We start from the raw sequence: 22130 nt of genomic DNA, 5'->3' as shown, positions 1-22130 counted from the left end.
CACGTGTGTTAACCAAGGAGAACTTATGAGTAATGTAGATCTTGAATATGGCCGCTTAATAAGCCAGAGCCATGAACAGGAATTACCGCTAACAGTGGCCGAATTTTGGTCTGGATTTGACGATTATCTAGCCCTGCAAAAAGCCTTAGGTGGACATGAGGATACCAAGCTGCTGACTGGAGGCGGACGTCCTAATAATGGCGTCAATGCCGAAGTCGCCTTTGCCTTTGCCGGCGGAGAAACCCGTGAAGTCCTTTGGCAAAAGGATGATACCAACCACATTTGGGTCATGGGACTCCCACAGCCTAATGTGATGTTTTCATATTATCGCGCCACAGTGTCGGTCTGGCAGGCAGAACAAACCACAAAGGCAAGGCTGACCATTGACGGTGTTTTGGTCAGTGAAAAAGAAAAAGAACGTCAGATCACCTTAGATACCTTAGCCAAATTCCTACCGACCCGTATCAATGAAATCAGTGATCTGGTCTTGCAGCGAGATGGCCTGCGTATGTCTTTAAAGTTAAAACTCAATTATTCCATTGATGATTTTTGGAAAATTGTCAGCAACTGGAGCGATATCTCCTGGGTCATGGGGGCAACCTCGATGGAAGATCTGGGTAATGACATTCGCCGGGTTCACTTTGGAGACGTAGCGCTGGAAGAGAAACTTGATTCGGCAACGGAAGAGACTCACACCTTGGTCTACTCAGTGCTGAAATCAGCCATGCCAGTCAGCATGTATCAGGGGACTCTACGCCTTAAATGTAAGGGAGATAATAAGCTAGTACTTTACTACGACTCAGTCTTCTTACCTCGTGAGGGTCTAGATCGAAAAACAGTAAAAAATGCCATAGAGCAAGGCTTCTCACAAAGATTAGAGTGGATGAAAAACAAATTTAACTAATAAGAATCATGGAAGAGGAACGTAAAATGACCGATAAGACTGAGCAACCTACGGTTCAAGTAAAAGGAATAGTAAACGCCGCCATCGAAGATGTCTGGAAACTTTATCGCCCCTTCGGTGAAATGACCCAGTGGTGGCATATTTATAAGACCATGGAGTTAGCTCCGCCTGCTAAGGACGAAATTGGTGCAATTCGAACCTTTAGCTTTAAAAATAGAAATATGACCATAAGTGAGCAACTGATCTCTCGTGATGATAAGACTCACACCCTGCAATATAAGTTGGTCAAAATGGAGCCAGCTATGCCTGGTCTCGACAGCATTACGACTCAGGTACAGATGCGATCCATCTCGGCAGTTCAAACCGAGATTATCTGGTGCAATTGGGTGATGGCCCCAGACGTCGTCAGCAGCATAATAAAAGGCCCTCAAGCCCAAGGCTACCATGATGGAATCGCAGCCTTAAATCAGTATTTCAATCCCTCTTTAGGCAAGGTCACTGTCACCTTAGGCAGTATTAAAGATCTCCCCCAGACGTTCCCGCCGGTCAATCCCTATGTGATCGTTGAACTAGATGGAGAGCATCACCAAACGGCTAAACCAAACTTCCCCTACAGTTCAACGTTCAATGATACCTTCGAATTTGAATTGCTAAGCAAGAAAGGTAGTTTAGGTTTTGGTGTCATGGACTCTTGTTTAGGAAGCGATACGCTGATCGGCACCGCCTCTCTGGATTTACATGATTTTGAAAATGATAAGCCTAAAACCCTTGAGCTAGAACTCGACGAGGGCGCCTCTGTGTCAGTGACCATAGAGATGGAACTCAATAATGATGCCGATGCTTTACCACTAACGGATAAACAGCAGCAGTTTGTCAGCCTTAAGGAAATGTCAGATACCATCAATGGTATCAAAGATAAGCTACAAAAAATTGTCTTAAACCTGCTGGTCGAAGAGAAACCACGCTGGGAGTATGACTCTTATCCGGTGCATCCTATGCCTAAAATGGTCAAAGGTCTGCCCAGAAGCCAGGCTCTCTCTCCCCATAAATTGAGTCGCATGGCCGAGCGCGTACTCGAGTTTTCATTCTCGGAATTAGAGCTAAAGCAACGCTTAGCACAATACCCTTCGGGCTCGCTCAAAGCCTATGGCGCTTTTTTTGGTGGCTACCTGCCGATCCCGGAACTGCTGGAATCCTGGCAGGATGACAGTGAATTCTGCCGCCAACTGCTGCAAGGGTTAAACCCCTTAATGATCGAGGTAGTTAACAGCATAGAGCAAGTACCTGAAGCGATGCGAGAGCTAAAAGCGCAAGACAAGGGCATGTCGGAACTCATTGCCGATAAACGCCTCTTCCTAGTTGATTACAAAGAACTTGTACCATTCAAGTGTGAAGATGGTAAATACTTCTACGCCCCCTATCTCTTGGTTTATAAGCAGCAGCTTGAAAATAATGACAGCCGTCTGAATATCGTCGCCATACAGCTAGAGCGTAACGAGGGCATAAACCCTATCTACACGCCAGACTCGAATCAGCCAAACCGATTTATGTTTGCCAAAATTCATACGCAATGTGCCGATAATCAGATCCATCAGTTTCTCTATCATCTGGGACTAGCCCATTTGGCCATAGAAGCTATGGCCATAGCGACCCATAACAGCTTACCCAAAGAGCATATTGTCTCTAAGCTGTTAACCCCGCACTTCCATGACACCATAGGCATCAACTTCCTGGCTCGACAGACCTTGGTTGCTGAGCAAGGCGCCATCACCCAAAGCACATTTGCTTTGGGTACAGCTCAAGGTGTTCAAATGGTGTCTAACGGTTGGAAAAGCTATGACTTCTTCAAGTCCAGTTTTCCGGAGCAATTAAAGGCACGGGGCTTCGATGAAGAGATGAGTGATGGCTTACAAGGATATTATTACCGTGAAGATGGATTCCTCATCTGGAACGCCATAGGTAACTACACCTCAAATGTCGTGAAATCTGCCTATAGTGATGACGCAGCAGTGCAAGCCGATCCAGCACTACAGGCTTGGGCTAAAGAGCTGGCCGATCCAGAACTGGGCGCCATGCCAGGCTTCCCTGCTGAGATAACAGATTTGGCACTCCTGAGTCACACATTACAGACGATTATCTGGATGGGCAGCGCCTTCCATTCTGCAATAAACTTCCCGCAATTTCCTTACACAGCATTGGCACCGAATCGACCCGCTACGCTAGCGAAACAGATGCCAGAAGGGGAGCAGGACATTAGCGCCGAGTATATTGCAGCGGCGTTACCCAACCAGAAAAACTCCGCCTTCCAGTGCCTGCTATCCTGGATGTTGGCAATGCCCTCGGAAACCTCTCTTGCTAGCCTAGATCCCCTGCAAAAGGATCACCCAGAAATAAGCCAAGCATTTACTGCTGAGATGATACAAATCAGCGAGAAAATCCAGGCCCGCAACAAGCAGTTAGCTGCCGCGGATAAACCTGAATATGGCTATCTGTTACCGGAGAATATTGCCGCCAGTATCGATATCTAATGATTGATAGATAAATCAAACCAATATTCAGCGACTAATGGGCGAGTCAAGCTCACCATTTGTCCGCTGATATTTAGCTGATATGGCTAAGTTTATAGCGATTGGTATTCATCCTGTACGAGCAAATATTCTATAAATCACTCACGTGTACGTATACGAAAAGGAACAGATAAATGTCAAAATTGATTTTGTCTCTCGATGGCGGTGGAATACGAGGGGTAGCCATCACTCAATTTCTCAGTATGGTCGAACAGCAATTACAGCAAAACCATGATAAATCGATTCGCGATTGTGTCGATCTATACGCAGGAACCAGTACCGGAAGTATCATCGCCTTAGCCTTGGCGACTACTGACATGACTTTAGCTCAAATCGATGAGCTTTATAATTATGAAAATGGCCAACGGATTTTTACTGAGCATAAAGGCTTGCTCGATATAGACGGTATCAATGCTCCGAAATATGAGGCAAGTGGTAAAACAAGCCTGTTACAGGAGAATTTTAATCAAGCTAAGATTGGTGATGTACCTGAAGGTAAACATGTCTTAGCCGTATCCTACGACATTGAAAAACGTAAGCCCGTTATCATCAAGTCAACCAAACCTGACTATCTTGAACTTCTGTCATCAGAAGCTGCAGATGCAACCAGCGCAGCGCCAACATTCTTTCCCACTAAGGGTCTGGAATCTCCCGACACGAGCGAAGAATCTTGGTTGATAGATGGTGGCGTAATCGCGAACAATCCCACCATGTGTGCCATTGCCGAAGCCAGAAATGTATGGCCCCATTACTCACTCAGCGATATGCGGGTGTTATCCATAGGCACAGGTTTTTTAACCAGAAAGATCAACGGTGCCAGCTCCAGAAAATGGGGCGCCTTACAATGGATGACAGAAGGTAAACTCATGGAAGTGTTGAGCGATGAACGTATCGTTTCTTACCAGAGCTTAACCATCATGGATCGGGGCAACTATATCCGTGTAAACGCCAAACTGAAACCCCAACCCGGATTGCCCAATCCACCCGATGATGCAATGGATGATCTGACCAAAAGCAACATCAATAGACTCAGAGAATTAGGTAAGTTCTGGTTTAGTGAATATGGCGAAGCCGTGGTTCAGTTGTTGTTGAACACCTATCAAGGCCCTTCACTCGATCGCATAGACCCCAAAACGGGTCACCCCATCGCTTAACGACCGTTGCGCGTCATGAAAAAGCCAGTCAAAATATCGACTGGCTTAACACAACTAAATACTCAATTAAGGATGACCATTACACTAAGCTGGTCAACATCTCATCTGAATATTCCACTAGTGCTTTACCGTCACGCACTAACTCCACGTAATCCGGATTAGCGATAAAGGGTCTGCCTATGGCCAACAAGTCGAACTTATCTTCAGCAATGGCGCTACTGCCACTCTCGGCGGTAAAGCTACCGACTCCCACTAATGTCTTGTTATAAATACTGCGTACATAGCTTGATGCACGACCATCTAAATAATCAAACTCCATAGCATCATCGAAGATACCTATGTGCAAGAAGGCCAAATCGCGCTTCTCAAGCTCAGGAATAAGATAATCGAACACAGCACGATCTCGGTTATCACCCGCCATGTTGAAATATGCACCGGGGGACACGCGTAGTGCAGTTCTGTCATTGCCGATACGTGCAGCAATGGCATCGACCACTTCGAGAGCGAAACGCGACATATTTTCAGGGGTCTGACCATATTCATCTGTACGGCGGTTACTGTCGTGATGTAGGAACTGATCGATAAGATAACCATTAGCACCATGGATCTCGACACCATCGAACCCAGCATCGATAGCATTAGCTGCCGCCTGGGCATAATCCTGTACCAGCTGAGCTATCTCTTCAATAGATACAGCTTTAGGCACTTGATAAGTCAATTCTCGCATTCTGGGTACGCTACCTTCTACACCAGCTGCTGAAGGCGCCATCACATCACTGCTGCCAGTGCTTTGATAGAAATGAGGATGAGCGACGCGACCAGTATGCCAAAGCTGAGCGAAAATCTTACCGTCAGCCTTATGTACGGCATCTGTCACCACACGCCAGCCATCAATCTGCGTCGGAGTAAATAGACCCGGAGTATTGGGATAGCCTTGACCGTCCGGACGAATAATAGTTGCCTCAGAGATGATAAGACCCGATTCGGCACGGCGTGCATAATAATCTGCCATGGCCTGAGTCGGCACGAGTTCATCATCAGCCATACAACGAGTCAGTGGCGCCATGAGGATGCGATTTTTAAGAGATAATGTGCCATTAAGCGCATAAGTTTGAAAAAGGTTATCAGTCATAGCGACCTCTGATTCTTGAATGAGCATTCAAGATATGCTTTTTTGAACAAGCATTCAAGATCTTTTTTGAATAAACGTTCAAGATTGATTACAATGGATTTGAACTGCACAATAAAGCGCTAAGATGACCCTCACATGTGAGAGCCAAATACGATAGCCACATACAAGAGTCAATTGATAACCCATGCGAAATGCCGAATTTGATAGAGAGAAAGTACTGAGATCAGCCATGACAGCGTTTATGGACAAAGGCTATGGCAAGACCAGTATGCAAGATCTAAAAAAAGCCACGGGCCTACACCCGGGGTCTATCTATTGTGCATTCGAAAATAAACGTGGTCTATTATTAGCGGCTCTAGAACAGTACAGATTAGACAGAAATGCCGAGTTTGAGGGGTTCTTTGCCGGAAAACATCCAGTTCTTGTGGAGCTTAAAACCTATCTCGATCATATCGTGCACGAATGTCAGAGCTGTGATGCCGCCCAAGCCTGCCTACTCACTAAGGCGCTCAACGAAATTGCCGAAACAGATGCAGAGCTACTAGCCATCATCACAAGTAACTTAGCTAACTGGCAACTGGCACTGACTCAAGTTTTTGAGCTGGCTCAAGCCAAAGGTGAACTCACAACTGAGCGCGATGCAGAACATCTGGCACGCTACTTCATGCTGGGAGTTTATGGCTTGAGAACCTTCGCTCACACTCATTCCGAAGGCGATACCTTACAAGAACTGGCCGATCAGCTTTATAAAGATGTATGCCGATAAGCGGATAGAGGGTTCGAGGTTAGAGCCGCCAAGCTGGATTCCGGCCAAAAGCATGCCGGAATGACCTAGGGGCTATGGCTTTCTTCGCTCTATCTTGACTCGCGACTCGCTGCTTTCTTAGCTGTATCTTGAGCTTTCTTAGCCTTTCTTAAGACTTAAAGCTTACAACTCGAGACTTTCTTAGCCTTGCCTTGAACTCGAAGCTGTCTTAGTCTCTTTATTTAACCACCAACACAGGGCATAGGGCCTGATTGGCTACGGCCTCGGCTACATTAGGACTTAACATGTGTGATATACCAGTATGACCATGACTGGCCATCACTATCATACCCACTTCACGTTCTTCAGCTTCTTCCAATATTTGAGCTAATACCCCTCCGCTGCGAACATTGGTGTGCACAAACAAACCACTGGGCATTTGCTCGCGCACTTCTGACACCATTTTTTTCATCTTCTCATTGGCGTAGGCTTCTTGATCTTGCAGTAGCTCGGCAGGACTATCGACAACAATGCCATAATCAGGTGCGCCGTAGGGCAGACTGATCACATTGAGCAGCCTAATATCAACCCCGTATAGATTTGCCATCTCGACGGCATAACCTAAGGCATGAGATGCCGTTTCCGAAAAATCGGTCGGGCACAGTATGTGACGTGTACGCATAACTATCTCCTAATGAATCAGCTCTCAATAAGTTTTCTAGGTTCTAGGAACGAGGAACTCAAACTTCAAAACTTATTTAACCACTAAGACCGGACACTTAGCCTCATTTGCCACAGACTCCGCCACATTCGCATGGAGAAAATGGGTTAAACCTGTGTGACCATGACTGGCTAAGACGATCATCCCGGCGTTTATCATATTAGCCGATGCCAAAATCTCCTCGGCCGGAGAGCCATGACGAATTACCCCCTCTACCGACAAACCTGAAGCTAAGGTTCCAATCAGTTTACGCATCTTTTCTGCTGCCTCCCCCTCCATTCGACTAGCAAGCTCCTCAGGAGTCACAGATAACACGCGAGTGTATTTGTCTCCGAATGGCTTATCGACCACATGCAGTAAACGAATGCCGACATTATAGAAATTGGCCATCTCAAAGGCGTAGCTCATTGCATGGGAGGCTGTCTCAGAAAAATCTGTGGGGCAGAGTATTTGACGAGTTCGCATAATGTTCTCCTAATAGATAAACTTTTTATTCCTAGCTCTTAGCTTCTTCCAGAACCTTAATCTGAAAATAAGTGGCATAGCCCCAGTCTACTGCCTACAGGTCGCTGATGACATAAACGCCACGAGCAGCACCATACTTAGTCCAATAGGGCTACGCCAAACCTTGTTTAATCAACCTTCCAAGATCGCATTCGACATCCCTATCGGAAACTTTAACTCTAAGCTATAAGCATTGAACATTTAGAGCTGTTTTCAACCATGTTAATGAACCCATGCCGACACAATAAAAGCCATCTATATCAATGATACAGCTAAGAGCGTGAGGTGCTGTCTCATAAAAATCTATTAGACCAGAGTGTTGGACCAGTTCTCATGTACTAAGCATAGTCCCAAAATGCCTGTTAATCCTTCCCTTTATCATCCTCTTATCCCCTATAGATATCACTCACCTCTCCCCCTGTTGATACCACTAGCCAATAGCCTATATCTGTAATAGATCGTAACTAATAATTCTTAAATAACAGCTCTAAATATGACCTCTTCCGAGATGCCGACCTCACTGCCGATTTACACTCAACTCATAAAAGTGAATCCAAAAGAGTCAAAGTGATTTGTATCAATTTTAAACAGGTGTAGATCTTAGTCCCGTTGTGAATTATGATGGAGCAACACAGACCGACCAATCAGTCGGCTTGTAAGTTGAACAGTGCGAAAAACTATAATCGACTAGACTGGATACAGATCAGGAGCTATGAGCAGATGAATATGCCTATTGAGACAGAGAACAAATCAGCGATGCAATCACAACTCGATGAATTGCTCAGACTACAAAGAACCAGCTATCGCTCAGAGCCAGCTCCAACTTATGCACTGAGAGTCAAGCAGCTCAAAGAACTTAAGCAAGCCTTGCTGACCTTTCAACAGCCACTAGCCGATGCCCTCAATCGAGATTATGGCACCCGTTCGGTCGATGACACGCTAATCTCAGATATCATGCCCTGTATCAACAACATCAACTACAGTCTCAAGAACCTGAAGAAATGGATGAAACCCAGTTCTCGCCATGCTGGACTACTACTGGCTCCAGCTAAGATCAAAGTACATTACCAGCCAGTAGGTGTGGTCGGCATCATAGTGCCATGGAACTTCCCTGTCATGCTCTCAATTGGCCCATTGATCACCGCCCTGAGTGCGGGGAATCGCGCCATGCTTAAGCTGTCAGAATTCACACCTGAGACAAACAAAGTCTTAGCCCAGATGCTGTCTAGCATCTTCGACGAATCATTAGTTGCCGTGGTAGAAGGTGAAGCCGATGTCGCCGCCGCATTCTCGGGACTGGCATTCGATCACTTGCTGTTTACAGGCTCCACCACAGTTGGAAAACATGTGATGCGCGCCGCAGCCGCTAACTTAACTCCTGTGACTCTAGAGCTGGGCGGAAAGTCTCCAGTGGTTATCGCCCCAGATATGCCCATAGACACCGCCGTAGAGCGCATGATCTATGGTAAATGTTTAAACTCGGGCCAAATCTGTGTCGCACCGGATTACGTCTTGGTTCCTAAAGAGAAGCAGGCCGAGTTCATCGCCGCTTATCAGAAAAAGTTCAATGCCATGTACGGCAAGGTGAGTGACAACAAGGATTACGGCGCCATCATCAACCAACGTCAGTTTGATCGCCTAACCTCGGTTCTCGAAGATGCCAAAAGCAGAGGCGCAACAGTGGTTTCAGCCAATGATGAGGCTATCGATACCGCCAAGCGTAAAATACCCACGCAACTGATCACCAATGTCAGTGATGAGATGATCTTGATGCAAGACGAGATCTTTGGCCCCTTACTGCCAATCGTAGGATACGAGACCCTGAATGATTCAATAAAGTATATCAATGAGCGTCCCCGTCCATTGGCACTCTATATCATGAGCTTCGATGCACAGGCTCAAGCCAACATACTCAACAACACCCACTCAGGTGGCGTCTGTATCAACGAAACCGTGTTCCACGTCGCCGCCGACGATGCACCATTCGGTGGCATAGGCCCCTCGGGCATGGGCCACTATCACGGCAAAGAAGGCTTCTTGACCTTGAGTCATGCCAAGACAGTATTGAGCCGCGGTAAACTCAACACAGGCAAGCTTGTTCACCCACCCTATGGCACTGGCATTCAAGCCATGTTATATAAGTTTTTCTTGCGTTAACAGCCGTAGGAGCTGCTTTAGCTGCATGTTTCCAAATGCTAAGAGAATAAGTTGTAGATGAGTAAATTAGATAAGAAGCAAGCCATACTAGATACCGCGCTGACTCTGTTTGTCAGCCAAGGTTTCTATGCCACCTCAACCGCATCCATAGCCAAGCAAGCAGGGGTAGCCACAGGCACCCTGTTTCATCATTTTCCATCCAAAGATGAGCTTATGAACCATCTGTTTCTTAATATCAAGCAGGAGTTTGCCGACGCGATTTTAGCGTCAATAAAAGACAGTGGCGATCTAAAAAAAGATGCTAAACACCTCTGGACCAGCGCCATACAATGGGCCATGGATAACCCGCTGAAACAGGAGTTTTTTCAGCAGTACTCCATGTCACCATCGATATCCACTGAAATCAGAGAGCAAGCCATGAACTCGATACTCGGTTTTATGGGCGCCCTGATGCAAAAAGGCCAGGCCCTAGGCTTGCTGGCTAATTATCCGCTGACCCTGATGCAAGATAACAGTCACGGCCAGTTCTTAGCAGCCACCCGCTTCTTCCTGGACAATCCCCAAAAATGGCAAGACCCACAACACCAAGAAGCCAGCTTCCTACTATTTTGGAATGCAATGGTGAAGGGCTGAAGGGCTGTGAAGCTATAAGCTATAAGCTATAAGCTATAAGCTATAAGCTATAAGCTATAAGCTATAAGCTATAAGCTATAAGTGGTAAGTTTCGAGCAAAAAACTGAACAAAGAAAGTGACGAGTTGCGTTCACACCAGAATATTTTCTTCTTCGATTTGAGTTTTACTGGCTTGTAACTCACTTCTGGACATAAACGTGTTGGAGCTAAGACTCTAAAGGTAGGTAGTGGGATTAGGAAATGTATAGTAATCAGATATATAGTGACGCCACCATAAAAGGCCCGAGTTTACGAGCGTCCAGCCCACGCTTTTTTGTGGGCGTTTTTCATGGCCTTGTTAGGTTCATTACCTACAAACTGCTGGGCAACTATTTCCACCACCAACACCTGAATAGCAAGGACCACCCACACCTGCATAACATGGTCCGCCAACACCATCATATGCAGGACCGCCAACTCCGTTATATGCTGGCCCACCTACCCCATCGTACATGGATCCGCCAACACCCTTATATTGAGGACCACCAACACCATCGTATTGGTCACCACCAACACCGGCATAACATGCACCACCGACACCGGCATAAGCAGGGCCACCTACTCCAGCGTATGCGGCACCACCTACGCCAGCATAGCAAGGCCCACCTACGCCAGCATATCCTTTACAGTTACAGACATCATTTGCCATAACTGGAGATAGCCAGCCAGCAAGAAACAAAATTAAAATTACTCTTTTCATATTCTAACTCTCCGTATTCTGGATTACTGTTTTTGACACCCTATGCCGCAAGCAACGGCGCGTGCTGCCGCTATTTTTGCTATCTCTTTAGCAAAAAATGGGACAGTTTTAGCCATCCGATTAACTTACCTTGTTATGTACGACGCAGATGACAGATAAGCTCTTCAACTAAATCAAGAGCTTCATTTTTTGTAAGGTAAGGTACTTTGATTGTTCTTGCCCAAAAGAAACTCTTACCCGTTTTTAAACTCACCTCTGAAAATGGCATAGCACGAATTTTCCCATTATTTCTATTTGGAATGGGCGTCAAAAATTCTACATCACGATACAAAGTGTCTTCATCAGGAGCTTTTACTTCACCTTTTACTTTTGCTGCGGCTATTAGCCCGTATTTTTTGTGTGAGAAAAAAACAATATCACCTACGTGAACATGATGAACGAATCGCTTTGCATCGCCATAAGATTCTAAGCGAGCATTATCCATCATTGACCAAATAGAGTCCTCGTTATAACTTCGATTTGTGTCAAACAGCACACCTTTAACATCACTTGGATTTTTGTGTTTATCATATGGTAATGCAAAAAACTCAAAATATTTTTCACCTGCTAGTTCGTACACACGATATGGCAAAAAGTCTATGGATATTCCATTGCTTTTCCAGTAGTCCACTGATGATATTAAGGATTCATCAGCCGCACTGCCAATAACTAAAAGATGCTGTTTATTATTAATTTCTTTGGGATCTAGTTCATGCTCAAGATTAAAAGCATCTTTATGTGCTTCAACTAGTGACATTTCACTTTTACTATATTCTTTGAACTTCTTAGCTAACTTTTAATAGCTCCATTGCCCTGCATCTTGTGCATATCTTAAGGCTTGATGGACTGCATCTTTTCCTGCTGATGCACGTTTAAGCTCAAAGATAACTAATTCTCCGCTCTCGTTGAGTGCATAGATATCAGCCTCAGCCTGCCATTGCCTCTCTTGAAATACAGGCATTAGCTTAGCGTCTTCAAATAAAACTTCTCAAGCTTTCCAAAACTAGAGAAATCCTTAAATTCAACGGGCTCCAGTTTTTCAAAAACACCTGCACGTTCCTCGATTTTGTAGAGCATCGGAGTATTCCCTTGAGTACATAACGTCTTAGTATTTATGCGTTGCGCTATCTGCAAGGCATAAATCGCTTGTTGGACTTGGCCGCTGCCACATCCAGATTAGTTGGTACGCTTCATGCTATAGGAATTTGCTTTTTTTATGCTGGTTCAGGACTGTAGAGCGGATCGACAACTGATATCGAGTAGATGGTAGGTTTTTCATTCTAATTCCTTTCTCATATTTGTGTTCCTTCACATACCTTTAAGTCTAACTGATTGAAAGTCGGTTAGACACTCGATTGAACCATTTTTTGGCTCCGCGCAGCGGCTTAGTTCAATAGCTTATTCAATAGCTTATTCAATAGCAGCACGATAACGTTCCAGGCTGCTCAATTCACACTCTAAAGATACCACCACTAAGTCATTGTTATAAGTCGAATATTATTCGTGTATAGGTAAATAATGCTCATAATACTGCCGGAGAAAGCTCATTTTGCACATCCTTTGACGCCGAAGTTATCTGAATTTGGAGCAAATCAGTTATACCTGTATAGGCAATCAGTCTTTTGGGCGGCAAGTATAGTGGGTAAAACGATTAGAAAAAGTAAGACTATGTTGACTGGATCTGGATCCTCTCGTTGTGCTTGATAACACGTAAAGGGGCAGAAACGAGTTACAAACTAGAACTTGAGCGACTTACAAAACTCAAATCGAAGAGGTAGATAAACGGGTGTAGATGCGGCTGCGAGCTTCGGTTTCAGGGATGAAACCGCAGAGCGGCCAGGGACGGCTTCACAGCGTCTCGCAGAAGTATCTGCACATAAGCCCACCACAGGTGATAGATAAAATTGAAACTACGAAACTCAAACACACTACTCAATACCAAACCAGCCAAATGAAACCACAACAAAAATGTCATCCAGCTTCATTCGAAGCTGCTAACTTATTGGGGTAACCAAAGCTTCACACAGAGCCCCGCTTCTTCCCGGTTATGCAGGCTGATGCGGCCATCGTGGGCCTCTAAAATCTCCCGGCACAGGGGCAAGCCCAGTCCAGTACCCGATTGTTTGGTGGAGTAAAAAGGCAATAATGCCTGCTTGAGCACCTCGGCTGACATGCCGCTACCAGCATCACAGATGCTAATGAAGACCCCCTTATTTCCACTCGTTCCATCGACGCCATGACAGGGATTGGAATTGGGATTGGCCTCGGTGATGCTCATGGTGATCTTATCGACAGCGGATCCCGACTCGTGAGCATTCTTCAACAGATTCAGTAGCACTTGCTCCATCTGAATAAGGTCGAAGTAACCATCGCCCTCGGGTAAGTCGCCATCTAAGGTGAACTTATAATGATGGCTCAGGTGATCGGTCATCTTCAGCCAATTAACCATAGACTTGTTGGGCAGCGGCAGCTTGGCGAATCTGGCGTAATTGAAGATAAACTGGCTCAGGTGTTGGGTGCGATCATCTATGGTGTCGAAGATCATCTTGAGTTTGGGATCATTAAGATCTTTGGTGATCATGCGGCCCGAGTTAACCATGGAAGCTATCGGGGCCACCGAATTATTGAGCTCATGACTTATGATGCGGATCACCTTCTTCCACACTGCCACCTCTTGTCGATTGAGCTCATGGGTCATCTGTTTCAGCAAGAGCAGATGATGAAACTGGCCATTGAGCTTGAAACGTCCCCTAGACAGATGCCAGGTCTCATCCTCATTCATGGACTCATTGCTTGTATCACCTTGGCCATCTGTACCGAACGGCTCCTTGGCCGCCAGGGTAAACAGGCCATCTTTGGGATTATTTAGCGCTGTGATAAGTTCGGGGGAACTGCCTTCGAGCAGCTCATTCAAAGTCAAGCCTTCTATGCGTACGCCTTGATTGAACAAGTGCCGGGCGGCGTCATTAGCATAAATAACCCTCTGTTCATCATCGAGCAGTATCATCACGTTGGGGGAGCTTTGGATCACCTTATCGAGTAACAGCTCACGCTGATAGATGAATTGCCGCTCCCGCCTCAGGGTGTGTGCTGATTCATTGAACAGTCGAGCCAAGGCGCGGAGTTGCTCATCTCCTTTAACCGGAATACTGATGCTAAAATCATTATCCTTGAAATTGAGCAGACCCACCTCCAGCGCCGTCAAACAGTCCGCCAGACTTCGGGTCATGTAATGGCTCACCGCCCACACTAGCACCAGCGACAGCACCAGGATCAATACCAGATAGTCCTGACCCAGCCAGTTAAACAACAATCCTGCCGAGACTAAGCCCAAGAAACAGGCCAAAACGGCCCCCAGAATCAACTTAGATCTCAGCGTTATTGCAAAATTACCCATCATAACTACACATAATTAAATCCATGATTAATCTCCCCGAACATCACCCGAAATCCGTAATCCCGAGATATTCGAGTCCCGCTACTTATTGATACCAAACTTTTCCATGCGGCGATACAGGGCCTGCCTGCTGAGTCCCAGAGATTTTGCCACACGCGCTATGACGCCTTTATGCTTGTCTAGCTCGGCTTGTATGCTCGCCTTGTCGATGACGCTTACGCTAGAACAGGCACTAGGATTGGCACTAACATTACCTGATTCTTGTACCCTTGGTGTTTTGGCTATCGGCTCTATTTTTGACTCTGGCTTAAGTACGGGGTCCGACACTAGCTTGTCCTGGGCAGACTCAATGACTTCACTTCCACGAATACCCCATTCTGATTGAGTAACTAGGGGGTTAGACACGAGTGGCTCAGAGGCCAGACCGAAATCGGCTGCGGTCAGTATCTTTGATGGCGCTAGGATCACCGCGCGCTTACAGGCATTTTCAAGTTCCCTGACATTGCCCGGCCAAGTGTGGGCCACCAGTACTCTCTGAGCCTGTTTATTGAGGGAGAAGTCTGGGCCGATAAAGTGATTAACCAGAGGCAGGATATCATTCTGGCGCTGATTGAGGGGAGACAACTCCAACTCGATAACATTGAGACGATAGAAGAGATCCTCACGGAAACGTCCCTCGCGAATGTCGAGGGCAAGCTCGGCATTGGTGGCGCTAAGCACGCGCACATTGACCTTGCGGGTCTGATGACTGCCCAAGCGTTCAAACTCACCAGTTTGTAGTACGCGCAACAACTTAATCTGGCCCGACAAAGACAAGTTACCTATCTCGTCCAGAAATAGTGTGCCGCCATCGGCCGCCTCGAAACGGCCTATGCGGGTCTTGTTAGCTCCGGTAAAAGCACCGGCTTCTGCGCCGAAAAGCTCAGCCTCTAACAAGTCCATGGGCAAGGCACCGATATTCACCTTGATAAAAGGCTTATTCTTCAAGGGGGAGTTAGCATGAATAATGTCGGCAAGCTTATCTTTACCCGCGCCATTGGGGCCAGTAATCAACACTGACACATCCGAACGAGCGATCTGCAGGGCAAGGTCGACACTGCGCTGCATCGAACCACTAGCGAACACTATTCCACACAGATCCGCATCCTTGATGGCCACCATTCGTTGGCTCTCGACACGCTGTAATTGGGTATTTTCCCGGGACAGGGTATGCAGTGAAATAAGGTTACCCACACTGTTGAGTAGCTTGGCATCGTCCCAAGGCTTACCCATATAATCCGCCGCGCCCTCTTTAACCAGCTCGACGGCAATATCCAGCTGAGTCCAGGCGGTGATCAACACGATAGGGAGTTGAGGCTGTAAGCGACGCAGATCATAGAAGAGTGATTTTCCTTCTTCACCCGAGGTGGTGTCCTGAGTGAAGTTCATATCCTGGATCACTAGGGCAATATCATGGATTTTAACCAACTCAAGAGCCACTTCCGGGGATAAACAGGTGTGGGTCTTATACCCGTGAAGTTCCAACATCAGTGCCAATGCATCACACACGGCCTGGTTATCATCGACGATGAGAATCGTATCCATACTGCTTTTATCGTTCTTCTTTTAGTAGTTTAAAATCGTTTGTGGCAAGCGTTTTAGCTCAACAAGTTAGGTTCAAACTAACTGAAAGCGAAAGAGAATTAAAGGCTAATTCTCTTTCGCTTATTTCAGCACTCCCCGAACAGAGGAGCTGATGTTTAAGATCCTGCTAAATACACGTTAAATCAAGATACAGACTAAATGACAGACTATACGCTTCTGGTCGCTGTAGCTGGCGATATATATTGGCCGCTTTTCTCGCCGGTAAGATGACCGCTATACGCTCCGAGTCGCTGTAGCCGTCGATAAATATTAACCGCTTTTCTCGCTGGTAATATGACCGCTATACGCTTCTGGTCGCTGTAGCCGGCGATAAATATTAACCGCTTTTCTCGCTGGTAATATGACCGCTATACGCTTCGCGTCGCTGTAGCTGGCGATATATATTGACTGCTTTTCTCGCTGGTAATATGACCGCTATACGCTTCTGGTCGCTGTAGCCGGCGATATACAAGCCGCTTTTCTTGCTGGTAAGATGACCGCTACGGTAGTGAGTACCATCAAGCCGGCGACCGTCACTATCGGATAGATAAGCTCAAGCTTAGGCAAGCTATAGAAGGTCATCAATTGCTGACCCAGCTGTACTGCCACCAGCCCACCTATGATGCCGCCCACGATACAGATGATGTAGTTCTCCACTAAAAACAGGCTCAATATGTCCCTGCGCTTAGCCCCAAGTGCACGTCTGGTGCCTATCTGCTTGGTGCGTCGCTCAATATTAAACATCACCATACCGGCTAATCCCAGAGAAGTGATAAGTAACAGCAGTACCACCATCATAGACAGTACCGTCGCCATCAACTCATGATTACGGTACACCCTTTTTCTATGCTCGCTGATCAAGGTAAAACCTTCAATAACACGATTGGGTTGATCTTTATGTAACACTGCCGGAATCGCCTCTTTGAGCTGAGCTAAGGTGCCAACTTCGGCGCGGACTAAGACCTTAGTGAACACGTTCACCAGTCTCACATTCAGTATCACACTGTTATCCAGATATGAGCTATTGACCCAGGCTCCCTGAAGTTTATCCACCACGCCTATGACCTGCAACGGCTGACTACCGAAATCTCCCGCATACATGATCTGACCAATGGCTGGCTCATCTCCCCAGGTCGCCTTAGCAAACGCCTTAGACACTATGGCATGAGTCGCCAGATCCGGACTCCCGGTGACGATTTCTGCCGCATAGAAGTTACGTCCCTCGATCAGATCCACACCTAAAGTATTGACCATATGATCATCGCCATAATAGATAGCGGCACTCTCAGTATCCTTAGCCGTTTCCTCACTGTTACCTATGGTATAGCCGGAAGACCAGCCTCCACCGCTCAGAGGTACCATGCTGGTCATGGTAGCATCTATCACCCCAGGCAATTCACGAATGGCTCGCATATCACGCGGACTCTGAGACTCAATGTCGATATCAGAATCGAAGGCGTAGAGGCGAAAATCAAACACCTCCTCTTCCATAGTCCCAGATTCACGATCCATCAAGGCAATGCGCTCGCTGATAATGAAACTGGCATTCGCCACAATCGCCACAGAAAGAATGATCTGTATCAGCAATAAGATCGGGCCACTCTTGCTGCGCATCAAGGTATTGATGATAGGTTTAATGTGTAACATGTAGAATTCCTTTTACTAATTTCACGGGCAGCCTTTACTGACTCTTAAGATGAACACTTGGATTCGTAGAGCAGATGCGCCAGGCCGGATAAGTCCCGGCAATTAAGGCGGCGCAGATGGCAATAGCCGGTGCGATTATCCACATACTCGGATCCAGGTGAGTCAGAGACTCTTCTAGATCGAAGTGTGCCGACAACATAGACAATGACCCCCATGCCCAGATTAAGCCCAAGACACCACCACAGAAGCCAATTAAGCCCACTTCAACCATGTGCTGAGCAAATATCTGATTACGGCTCGCGCCTATGGCACGGCGAACACCGACTTCCGGGGCTCGTTTCAAAAATTTAGCCAGTAACAGCCCCAACATGTTCACCAGACAGACCAGCAAAAACAGCGCGCTGAGACCAACCAATATTTTGTTGTCTTCGGGAACCACTTCATTGAGATCCAACCACTGAGCAACATTCGAAAGCTGAGCACCCGCTTCAGGGCTCTCGAACCGACCCAAGAGCTGTTGCTGCTCCACATAACGCGTCAACCACTGGGCATATTCATCACGCTGTTTATCATCGGTCACCTCGGCCCAAAACTGTATCCAATGCATCTCAGAATTAAGGCGATCACTATAGGTATCCATGGATTCTCGCTTCCAGCTTTGATTATTGCCCCAACTCTGAAACTCTTCGATAGGCGCCAGAGAGAAAGGTACAAACAGCTGGGCGCTATCTTTGAATGCCCCAGTGGTCACATCGTAATATTGAGGACTGGGATTCCAGGTCTTAATCACTCCAACAACTTGATACGGTTTGCTGTCTAAGAACAGAGTCTTACCAACACTGTTTTCGCCCGAGAATAACTGCTTATTGATTTCTTCGTTGATCACCACCTGATAAGCGGCCTCGGTATCGACACTCTTATCCCAGGCTCCACCATAGAGAAAAGGCACAGAAAACATCCCGAAGAAATCGCTATCGGTCACCCGAACAGACTCTAACAGAGGAGAAAAATCAGCATCTTCTGTCTGTATCGCTAAACCGGTAACGAACATAGCCGTTTGACGTACAGGCAGATCACTCTTACGTAAGTTAAATGCATCCTGATAGGTCACTTGGGCATTAAATTCTTTCCAGGCATCCTTGCCCTGACTCCAAAGCTGCACTGCAATTAACTTATCTGAACGCTCTCCCGCAGGATTGACAGACATAAGCTGATAAACATTCAGAGTCGTTATGGTAGTGCTGATGCCAACAGAGATGGCGAGTACCATCAACAATGACAACAGAGGCGTCTTCTTAATGCTGCGCCAGGCTAAATCGAGATAATAGAAAAACATGGTCACTCTCCTTAGCTAGCGACTTGTTGAGTCTGTTTTGACTCATCGGCACTTTTATCTAAACCAGAAGCTGCCCCAGCAACTAGGTGTGGCTTTTCGGCTCCTGCACTGCCTTGATACATAGTAAAATCACAAACCTGACCATCGACAATCTGAATATTACGTTGAGCTCGGCGTGCAAGCTCAGGATCATGAGTCACCATGATGATAGTCGTGCCAGCCTTATTGATATCTTCCAACAACTCCATCACCTGACGCGCCATCATGCTGTCTAAGTTACCCGTAGGCTCATCGGCAAGCAGGAATCTAGGCTCGCCGGCAAGGGCACGGGCAATCGCCACACGTTGCTGCTGACCACCGGACAGTTGTGATGGCAGGTGCTTCATACGTGCCGCCAGACCCACTTGCTCTAATGCATGTTGCACACGGCGCTTACGTTCTTTAGCGTTGAAACCACGATAGCGCAGAGGCACCTCAACATTTTCAGCTAAGTTAAGGTCAGGGATTAAATTAAAACCTTGAAAGATAAAGCCTATTTTCTCGTTACGAATGGCTGCACTCTTGTTGTCACTCAAATTGGAGATATTGACGCCATCGAGGAAGTAGTCCCCGTGGGTGAAGCCTTCCAGCAGACCAGCAATATTAAGGAAAGTAGTTTTACCTGAACCCGATGGTCCTGTGACCGCTACAAACTCACCTTCTTTTACCTCGAGATTAAAGTCACGCAACGCATGAGTCTCTACTAAGTCCGTTTTAAATACTTTACTAATGCTTTTCATCGATAACATTTTAATATTCCCTGTTTTTATCGTTTAATTCTTTATCACTCATTGTAGGAGCGGCTTTAGCCGCGATGCTCCCGGTTATCTTGGTTCTCCAAGCTTAAGCCGGTCCTACGGATTTAATCCAAGGCACACTCGATAATTCCTATGACAAATTTCTGCGTGAAAATACCTATGTCGGTCAAGATATTCGCTATATCTGAGTCAGTGCCTAAGCCAGAGACCATACCTGTGCCTAAGTGTGTGTTTAGGCCTGTGGTGACATTTGATACTTCAGTGAATACTGGCGTAACAGGCGTCGTCATCTCTAATACGTTAAGGCCAAATACATACCAATCGCCGATGCTCTGAGTCGATACCTGAACGGCAACCAGCAGGAGTAATAATGCCGACACTGTGATCACTCTCTGTATGTTTAAGCCACTTTTTTGATTTAATTTATTCATCTTGCTCTCCTTAGCGTACTAAGACTTGCTCGGCTTTGTTGAATGGCTGGATACTGGAAATCACCCAGACATCCCCCGCCTTGCCGCCTTGCAATACTTCGATATGACTCATGCTACGGGCCCCCAACTGAATATCGGTTTGCTCGGCGATGTCGCTATTCATGGCATAGACTTCTCTGCCGCCACCGGTTGAGACAAATGCACCGCGCTTCACCATCAAGACATTAGGTCTGTTTTCTAATAGCACCCTAGCCGATAGACGCTGGTTCTGACGCAGATGCAGACGCTCGTCTTGCTCAAACCTGACACGAGCGGTAACTTCACGATTTCTCACCTCGGGTGAGATAGATGACAGCTCGCCAATCAGGGTAAGTTCGCCGAAACTCAGTTCCACTGCCATGCCGAGTCCTAACTCGTCGGCATAGGACTCAGGTACCGCTAGCTCTGCTTCGAAGGCACTTAAATCAACCACAGTGAGTATGGGTTGGCTCTGACCGATACGGGCTTTTTGCTCCGTTAACCAGTTACCTATGATGCCGCCAACGGGCGCCTTGATATTTAGCGCGCCGACCTGACGTTCAAGCTCGCTGACCACTAACTTCTGACGATTCACTTCCGACTCCTTGTTCTTTATCTCGAAGGCCAAGGTGTCTCGCATCAGCTCGGCGTCCTGCTTAGCATGAGCGGACAACAACTTGGCCTTATGCAGGTCATCCTTGCCCTTCTCGAAATCAATTTTGGAGATGAGTTTATTTTGGATTAGCTCATCACCGCGGCGACTCTCTCTATCCGCCGCCTCCAGGTCGACCTTGGCCATGTCTAATGTTTGTAGTGCTTTAAGTTGCTCACGACGGGCATCGAGACGAGCTCTTTCTAATGCGCTCAGCATGCCTTCTAACAAGGCTTCTTGTTGTTTAAGGCTGTTGGTCAACTTGTGACTCTCGATAGTGGCCACCACATCACCCAATTCGACTCTGTCGCCAGGCTTTGCCAGTAGTGTCACTGTACCTTGGTCAGTGCTATATAAGATGGGCGCGTTAGCCGCGACAATTTTACCTGTAGTGGCTATGTCTCTGGTCAGGGTGCCTAGCTCTAAGGTGGCAAATCTAAGTTCACTGCGTTTAATCGACTCGCTGATCTGACTGCCGCCAACACTGGACCAAACCAGACCGGAAACCAATAGCACAGCCGCCCCGGCCACTAAAGGCCATTTCAGTTTCTTGCCCATGTTTGGCTGAATCTCTGTGTCCTGTCCGCTGGTATCCTGAATCATCTTATACTAGTCCTCATAAATATCTGTTCATTCAGCGGGAGTTCACAGCGCTGTAGGTAAGGCGGATGATTGAAGCTCATAGTAATTCTATTTCTAAAGCATTCAACGCAGCATAAAGTGCTGTGAACCCCGCACGTTGTGAGCCTCTCAGGCTTTCCACTTCTACTTTGCATTGACTTAAAAGGGAATAACCATTTCTTCATCAATGCGCCTTGAATTGAAAACTCTGAGAGACTCTGAATAGACCGTATATTTATACGGACTAGTATTACTATCCCTGTCCGTTTAGTGAGTGCTGTATCACTATCTTTCAATTAATCAATCTTGCAGT

The 22130-nt window shown here is 46.6% G+C and carries 19 protein-coding genes; 6 read left to right on the top strand and 13 right to left on the bottom strand.

Annotation, left to right across the window (positions count from 1 at the left end; translation table 11 throughout):
• The first annotated feature begins 25 nt into the window (after positions 1-25).
• From FS373_RS10815 to FS373_RS10805, 3 genes are all read left to right on the top strand, one after another.
• On the top strand, positions 26-904 hold the full coding sequence (locus FS373_RS10815) for an SRPBCC family protein (RefSeq protein ID WP_144045105.1): 879 nt from the start codon (positions 26-28) through the stop codon (positions 902-904).
• Positions 905-930: 26 nt separating this feature from the next.
• The gene (locus FS373_RS10810; protein WP_185976962.1) at positions 931-3432 is read left to right on the top strand and encodes a lipoxygenase family protein; all 2502 of its coding nucleotides are present in this window, start codon (positions 931-933) and stop codon (positions 3430-3432) included.
• Positions 3433-3605: 173 nt separating this feature from the next.
• Positions 3606-4625 (top strand): patatin-like phospholipase family protein, encoded by a 1020-nt coding sequence (locus FS373_RS10805; protein ID WP_077754703.1) that lies wholly within the window; start codon positions 3606-3608, stop codon positions 4623-4625.
• A gap of 79 nt (positions 4626-4704) precedes the next feature.
• Here FS373_RS10805 and FS373_RS10800 read toward each other — a convergent pair whose 3' ends face one another.
• Positions 4705-5757: an alkene reductase gene (locus FS373_RS10800; RefSeq protein WP_152829420.1), complete on the bottom strand. Its 1053-nt coding sequence runs from the start codon at positions 5755-5757 to the stop codon at positions 4705-4707.
• Between the two features lie 184 nt (positions 5758-5941).
• Here FS373_RS10800 and FS373_RS10795 point away from each other — a divergent pair, with 184 nt between their 5' ends.
• On the top strand, positions 5942-6523 hold the full coding sequence (locus FS373_RS10795; protein WP_144045102.1) for a TetR/AcrR family transcriptional regulator: 582 nt from the start codon (positions 5942-5944) through the stop codon (positions 6521-6523).
• A gap of 217 nt (positions 6524-6740) precedes the next feature.
• Here FS373_RS10795 and FS373_RS10790 read toward each other — a convergent pair whose 3' ends face one another.
• Together FS373_RS10790 and FS373_RS10785 are read right to left on the bottom strand one after the other, a co-directional pair.
• The gene (locus FS373_RS10790) at positions 6741-7184 is read right to left on the bottom strand and encodes a universal stress protein (RefSeq protein ID WP_144045101.1); all 444 of its coding nucleotides are present in this window, start codon (positions 7182-7184) and stop codon (positions 6741-6743) included.
• 72 nt (positions 7185-7256) lie between these two features.
• The gene (locus FS373_RS10785; protein WP_144045100.1) at positions 7257-7688 is read right to left on the bottom strand and encodes a universal stress protein; all 432 of its coding nucleotides are present in this window, start codon (positions 7686-7688) and stop codon (positions 7257-7259) included.
• Positions 7689-8447: 759 nt separating this feature from the next.
• On the opposite strand from FS373_RS10785, the gene FS373_RS10780 reads away from it, so the two are divergent.
• Together FS373_RS10780 and FS373_RS10775 are read left to right on the top strand one after the other, a co-directional pair.
• Positions 8448-9884 (top strand): coniferyl aldehyde dehydrogenase, encoded by a 1437-nt coding sequence (locus FS373_RS10780; protein WP_185977050.1) that lies wholly within the window; start codon positions 8448-8450, stop codon positions 9882-9884.
• Between the two features lie 57 nt (positions 9885-9941).
• Positions 9942-10517 (top strand): TetR/AcrR family transcriptional regulator, encoded by a 576-nt coding sequence (locus FS373_RS10775; RefSeq protein WP_152829419.1) that lies wholly within the window; start codon positions 9942-9944, stop codon positions 10515-10517.
• Positions 10518-10863: 346 nt separating this feature from the next.
• Here FS373_RS10775 and FS373_RS10770 read toward each other — a convergent pair whose 3' ends face one another.
• The 10 genes from FS373_RS10770 to FS373_RS10730 all read right to left on the bottom strand — a co-directional run bounded on the left by FS373_RS10770 (position 10864) and on the right by FS373_RS10730 (position 21799).
• Positions 10864-11256, bottom strand: coding sequence for a hypothetical protein (locus tag FS373_RS10770; protein ID WP_152829418.1), 393 nt, complete (start codon positions 11254-11256; stop codon positions 10864-10866).
• A 133-nt stretch (positions 11257-11389) separates the two neighbouring features.
• Complete coding sequence (locus tag FS373_RS10765; protein WP_227992675.1) at positions 11390-12052, bottom strand: hypothetical protein; 663 nt, start codon at positions 12050-12052, stop codon at positions 11390-11392.
• A gap of 39 nt (positions 12053-12091) precedes the next feature.
• Positions 12092-12256, bottom strand: a complete 165-nt coding sequence (locus tag FS373_RS31935) for a hypothetical protein (RefSeq protein ID WP_227992673.1) — start codon at positions 12254-12256, stop codon at positions 12092-12094.
• Positions 12257-13294: 1038 nt separating this feature from the next.
• A complete protein-coding gene (locus FS373_RS10760; RefSeq protein WP_152829417.1) occupies positions 13295-14695 on the bottom strand; it encodes a sensor histidine kinase in 1401 nt (466 codons plus the stop codon).
• Between the two features lie 78 nt (positions 14696-14773).
• Positions 14774-16276, bottom strand: coding sequence for a sigma-54-dependent transcriptional regulator (locus FS373_RS10755; RefSeq protein WP_144045094.1), 1503 nt, complete (start codon positions 16274-16276; stop codon positions 14774-14776).
• A gap of 474 nt (positions 16277-16750) precedes the next feature.
• On the bottom strand, positions 16751-17962 hold the full coding sequence (locus FS373_RS10750) for an FtsX-like permease family protein (RefSeq protein ID WP_144045093.1): 1212 nt from the start codon (positions 17960-17962) through the stop codon (positions 16751-16753).
• 34 nt (positions 17963-17996) lie between these two features.
• Entirely contained in the window at positions 17997-19298 is a 1302-nt protein-coding gene (locus tag FS373_RS10745) for an ABC transporter permease (RefSeq protein ID WP_144045092.1), read from the bottom strand.
• Positions 19299-19309: 11 nt separating this feature from the next.
• Entirely contained in the window at positions 19310-20086 is a 777-nt protein-coding gene (locus FS373_RS10740; RefSeq protein ID WP_144045091.1) for an ABC transporter ATP-binding protein, read from the bottom strand.
• Positions 20087-20199: 113 nt separating this feature from the next.
• A complete protein-coding gene (locus tag FS373_RS10735; RefSeq protein WP_144045090.1) occupies positions 20200-20526 on the bottom strand; it encodes a hypothetical protein in 327 nt (108 codons plus the stop codon).
• 10 nt (positions 20527-20536) lie between these two features.
• Positions 20537-21799, bottom strand: a complete 1263-nt coding sequence (locus FS373_RS10730) for an efflux RND transporter periplasmic adaptor subunit (RefSeq protein ID WP_144045089.1) — start codon at positions 21797-21799, stop codon at positions 20537-20539.
• Between the last annotated feature and the right edge of the window lie 331 nt (positions 21800-22130).

Source organism: Shewanella sp. YLB-07 (assembly GCF_009377275.1).
This window is presented reverse-complemented; position numbering and strand designations above follow the sequence as displayed.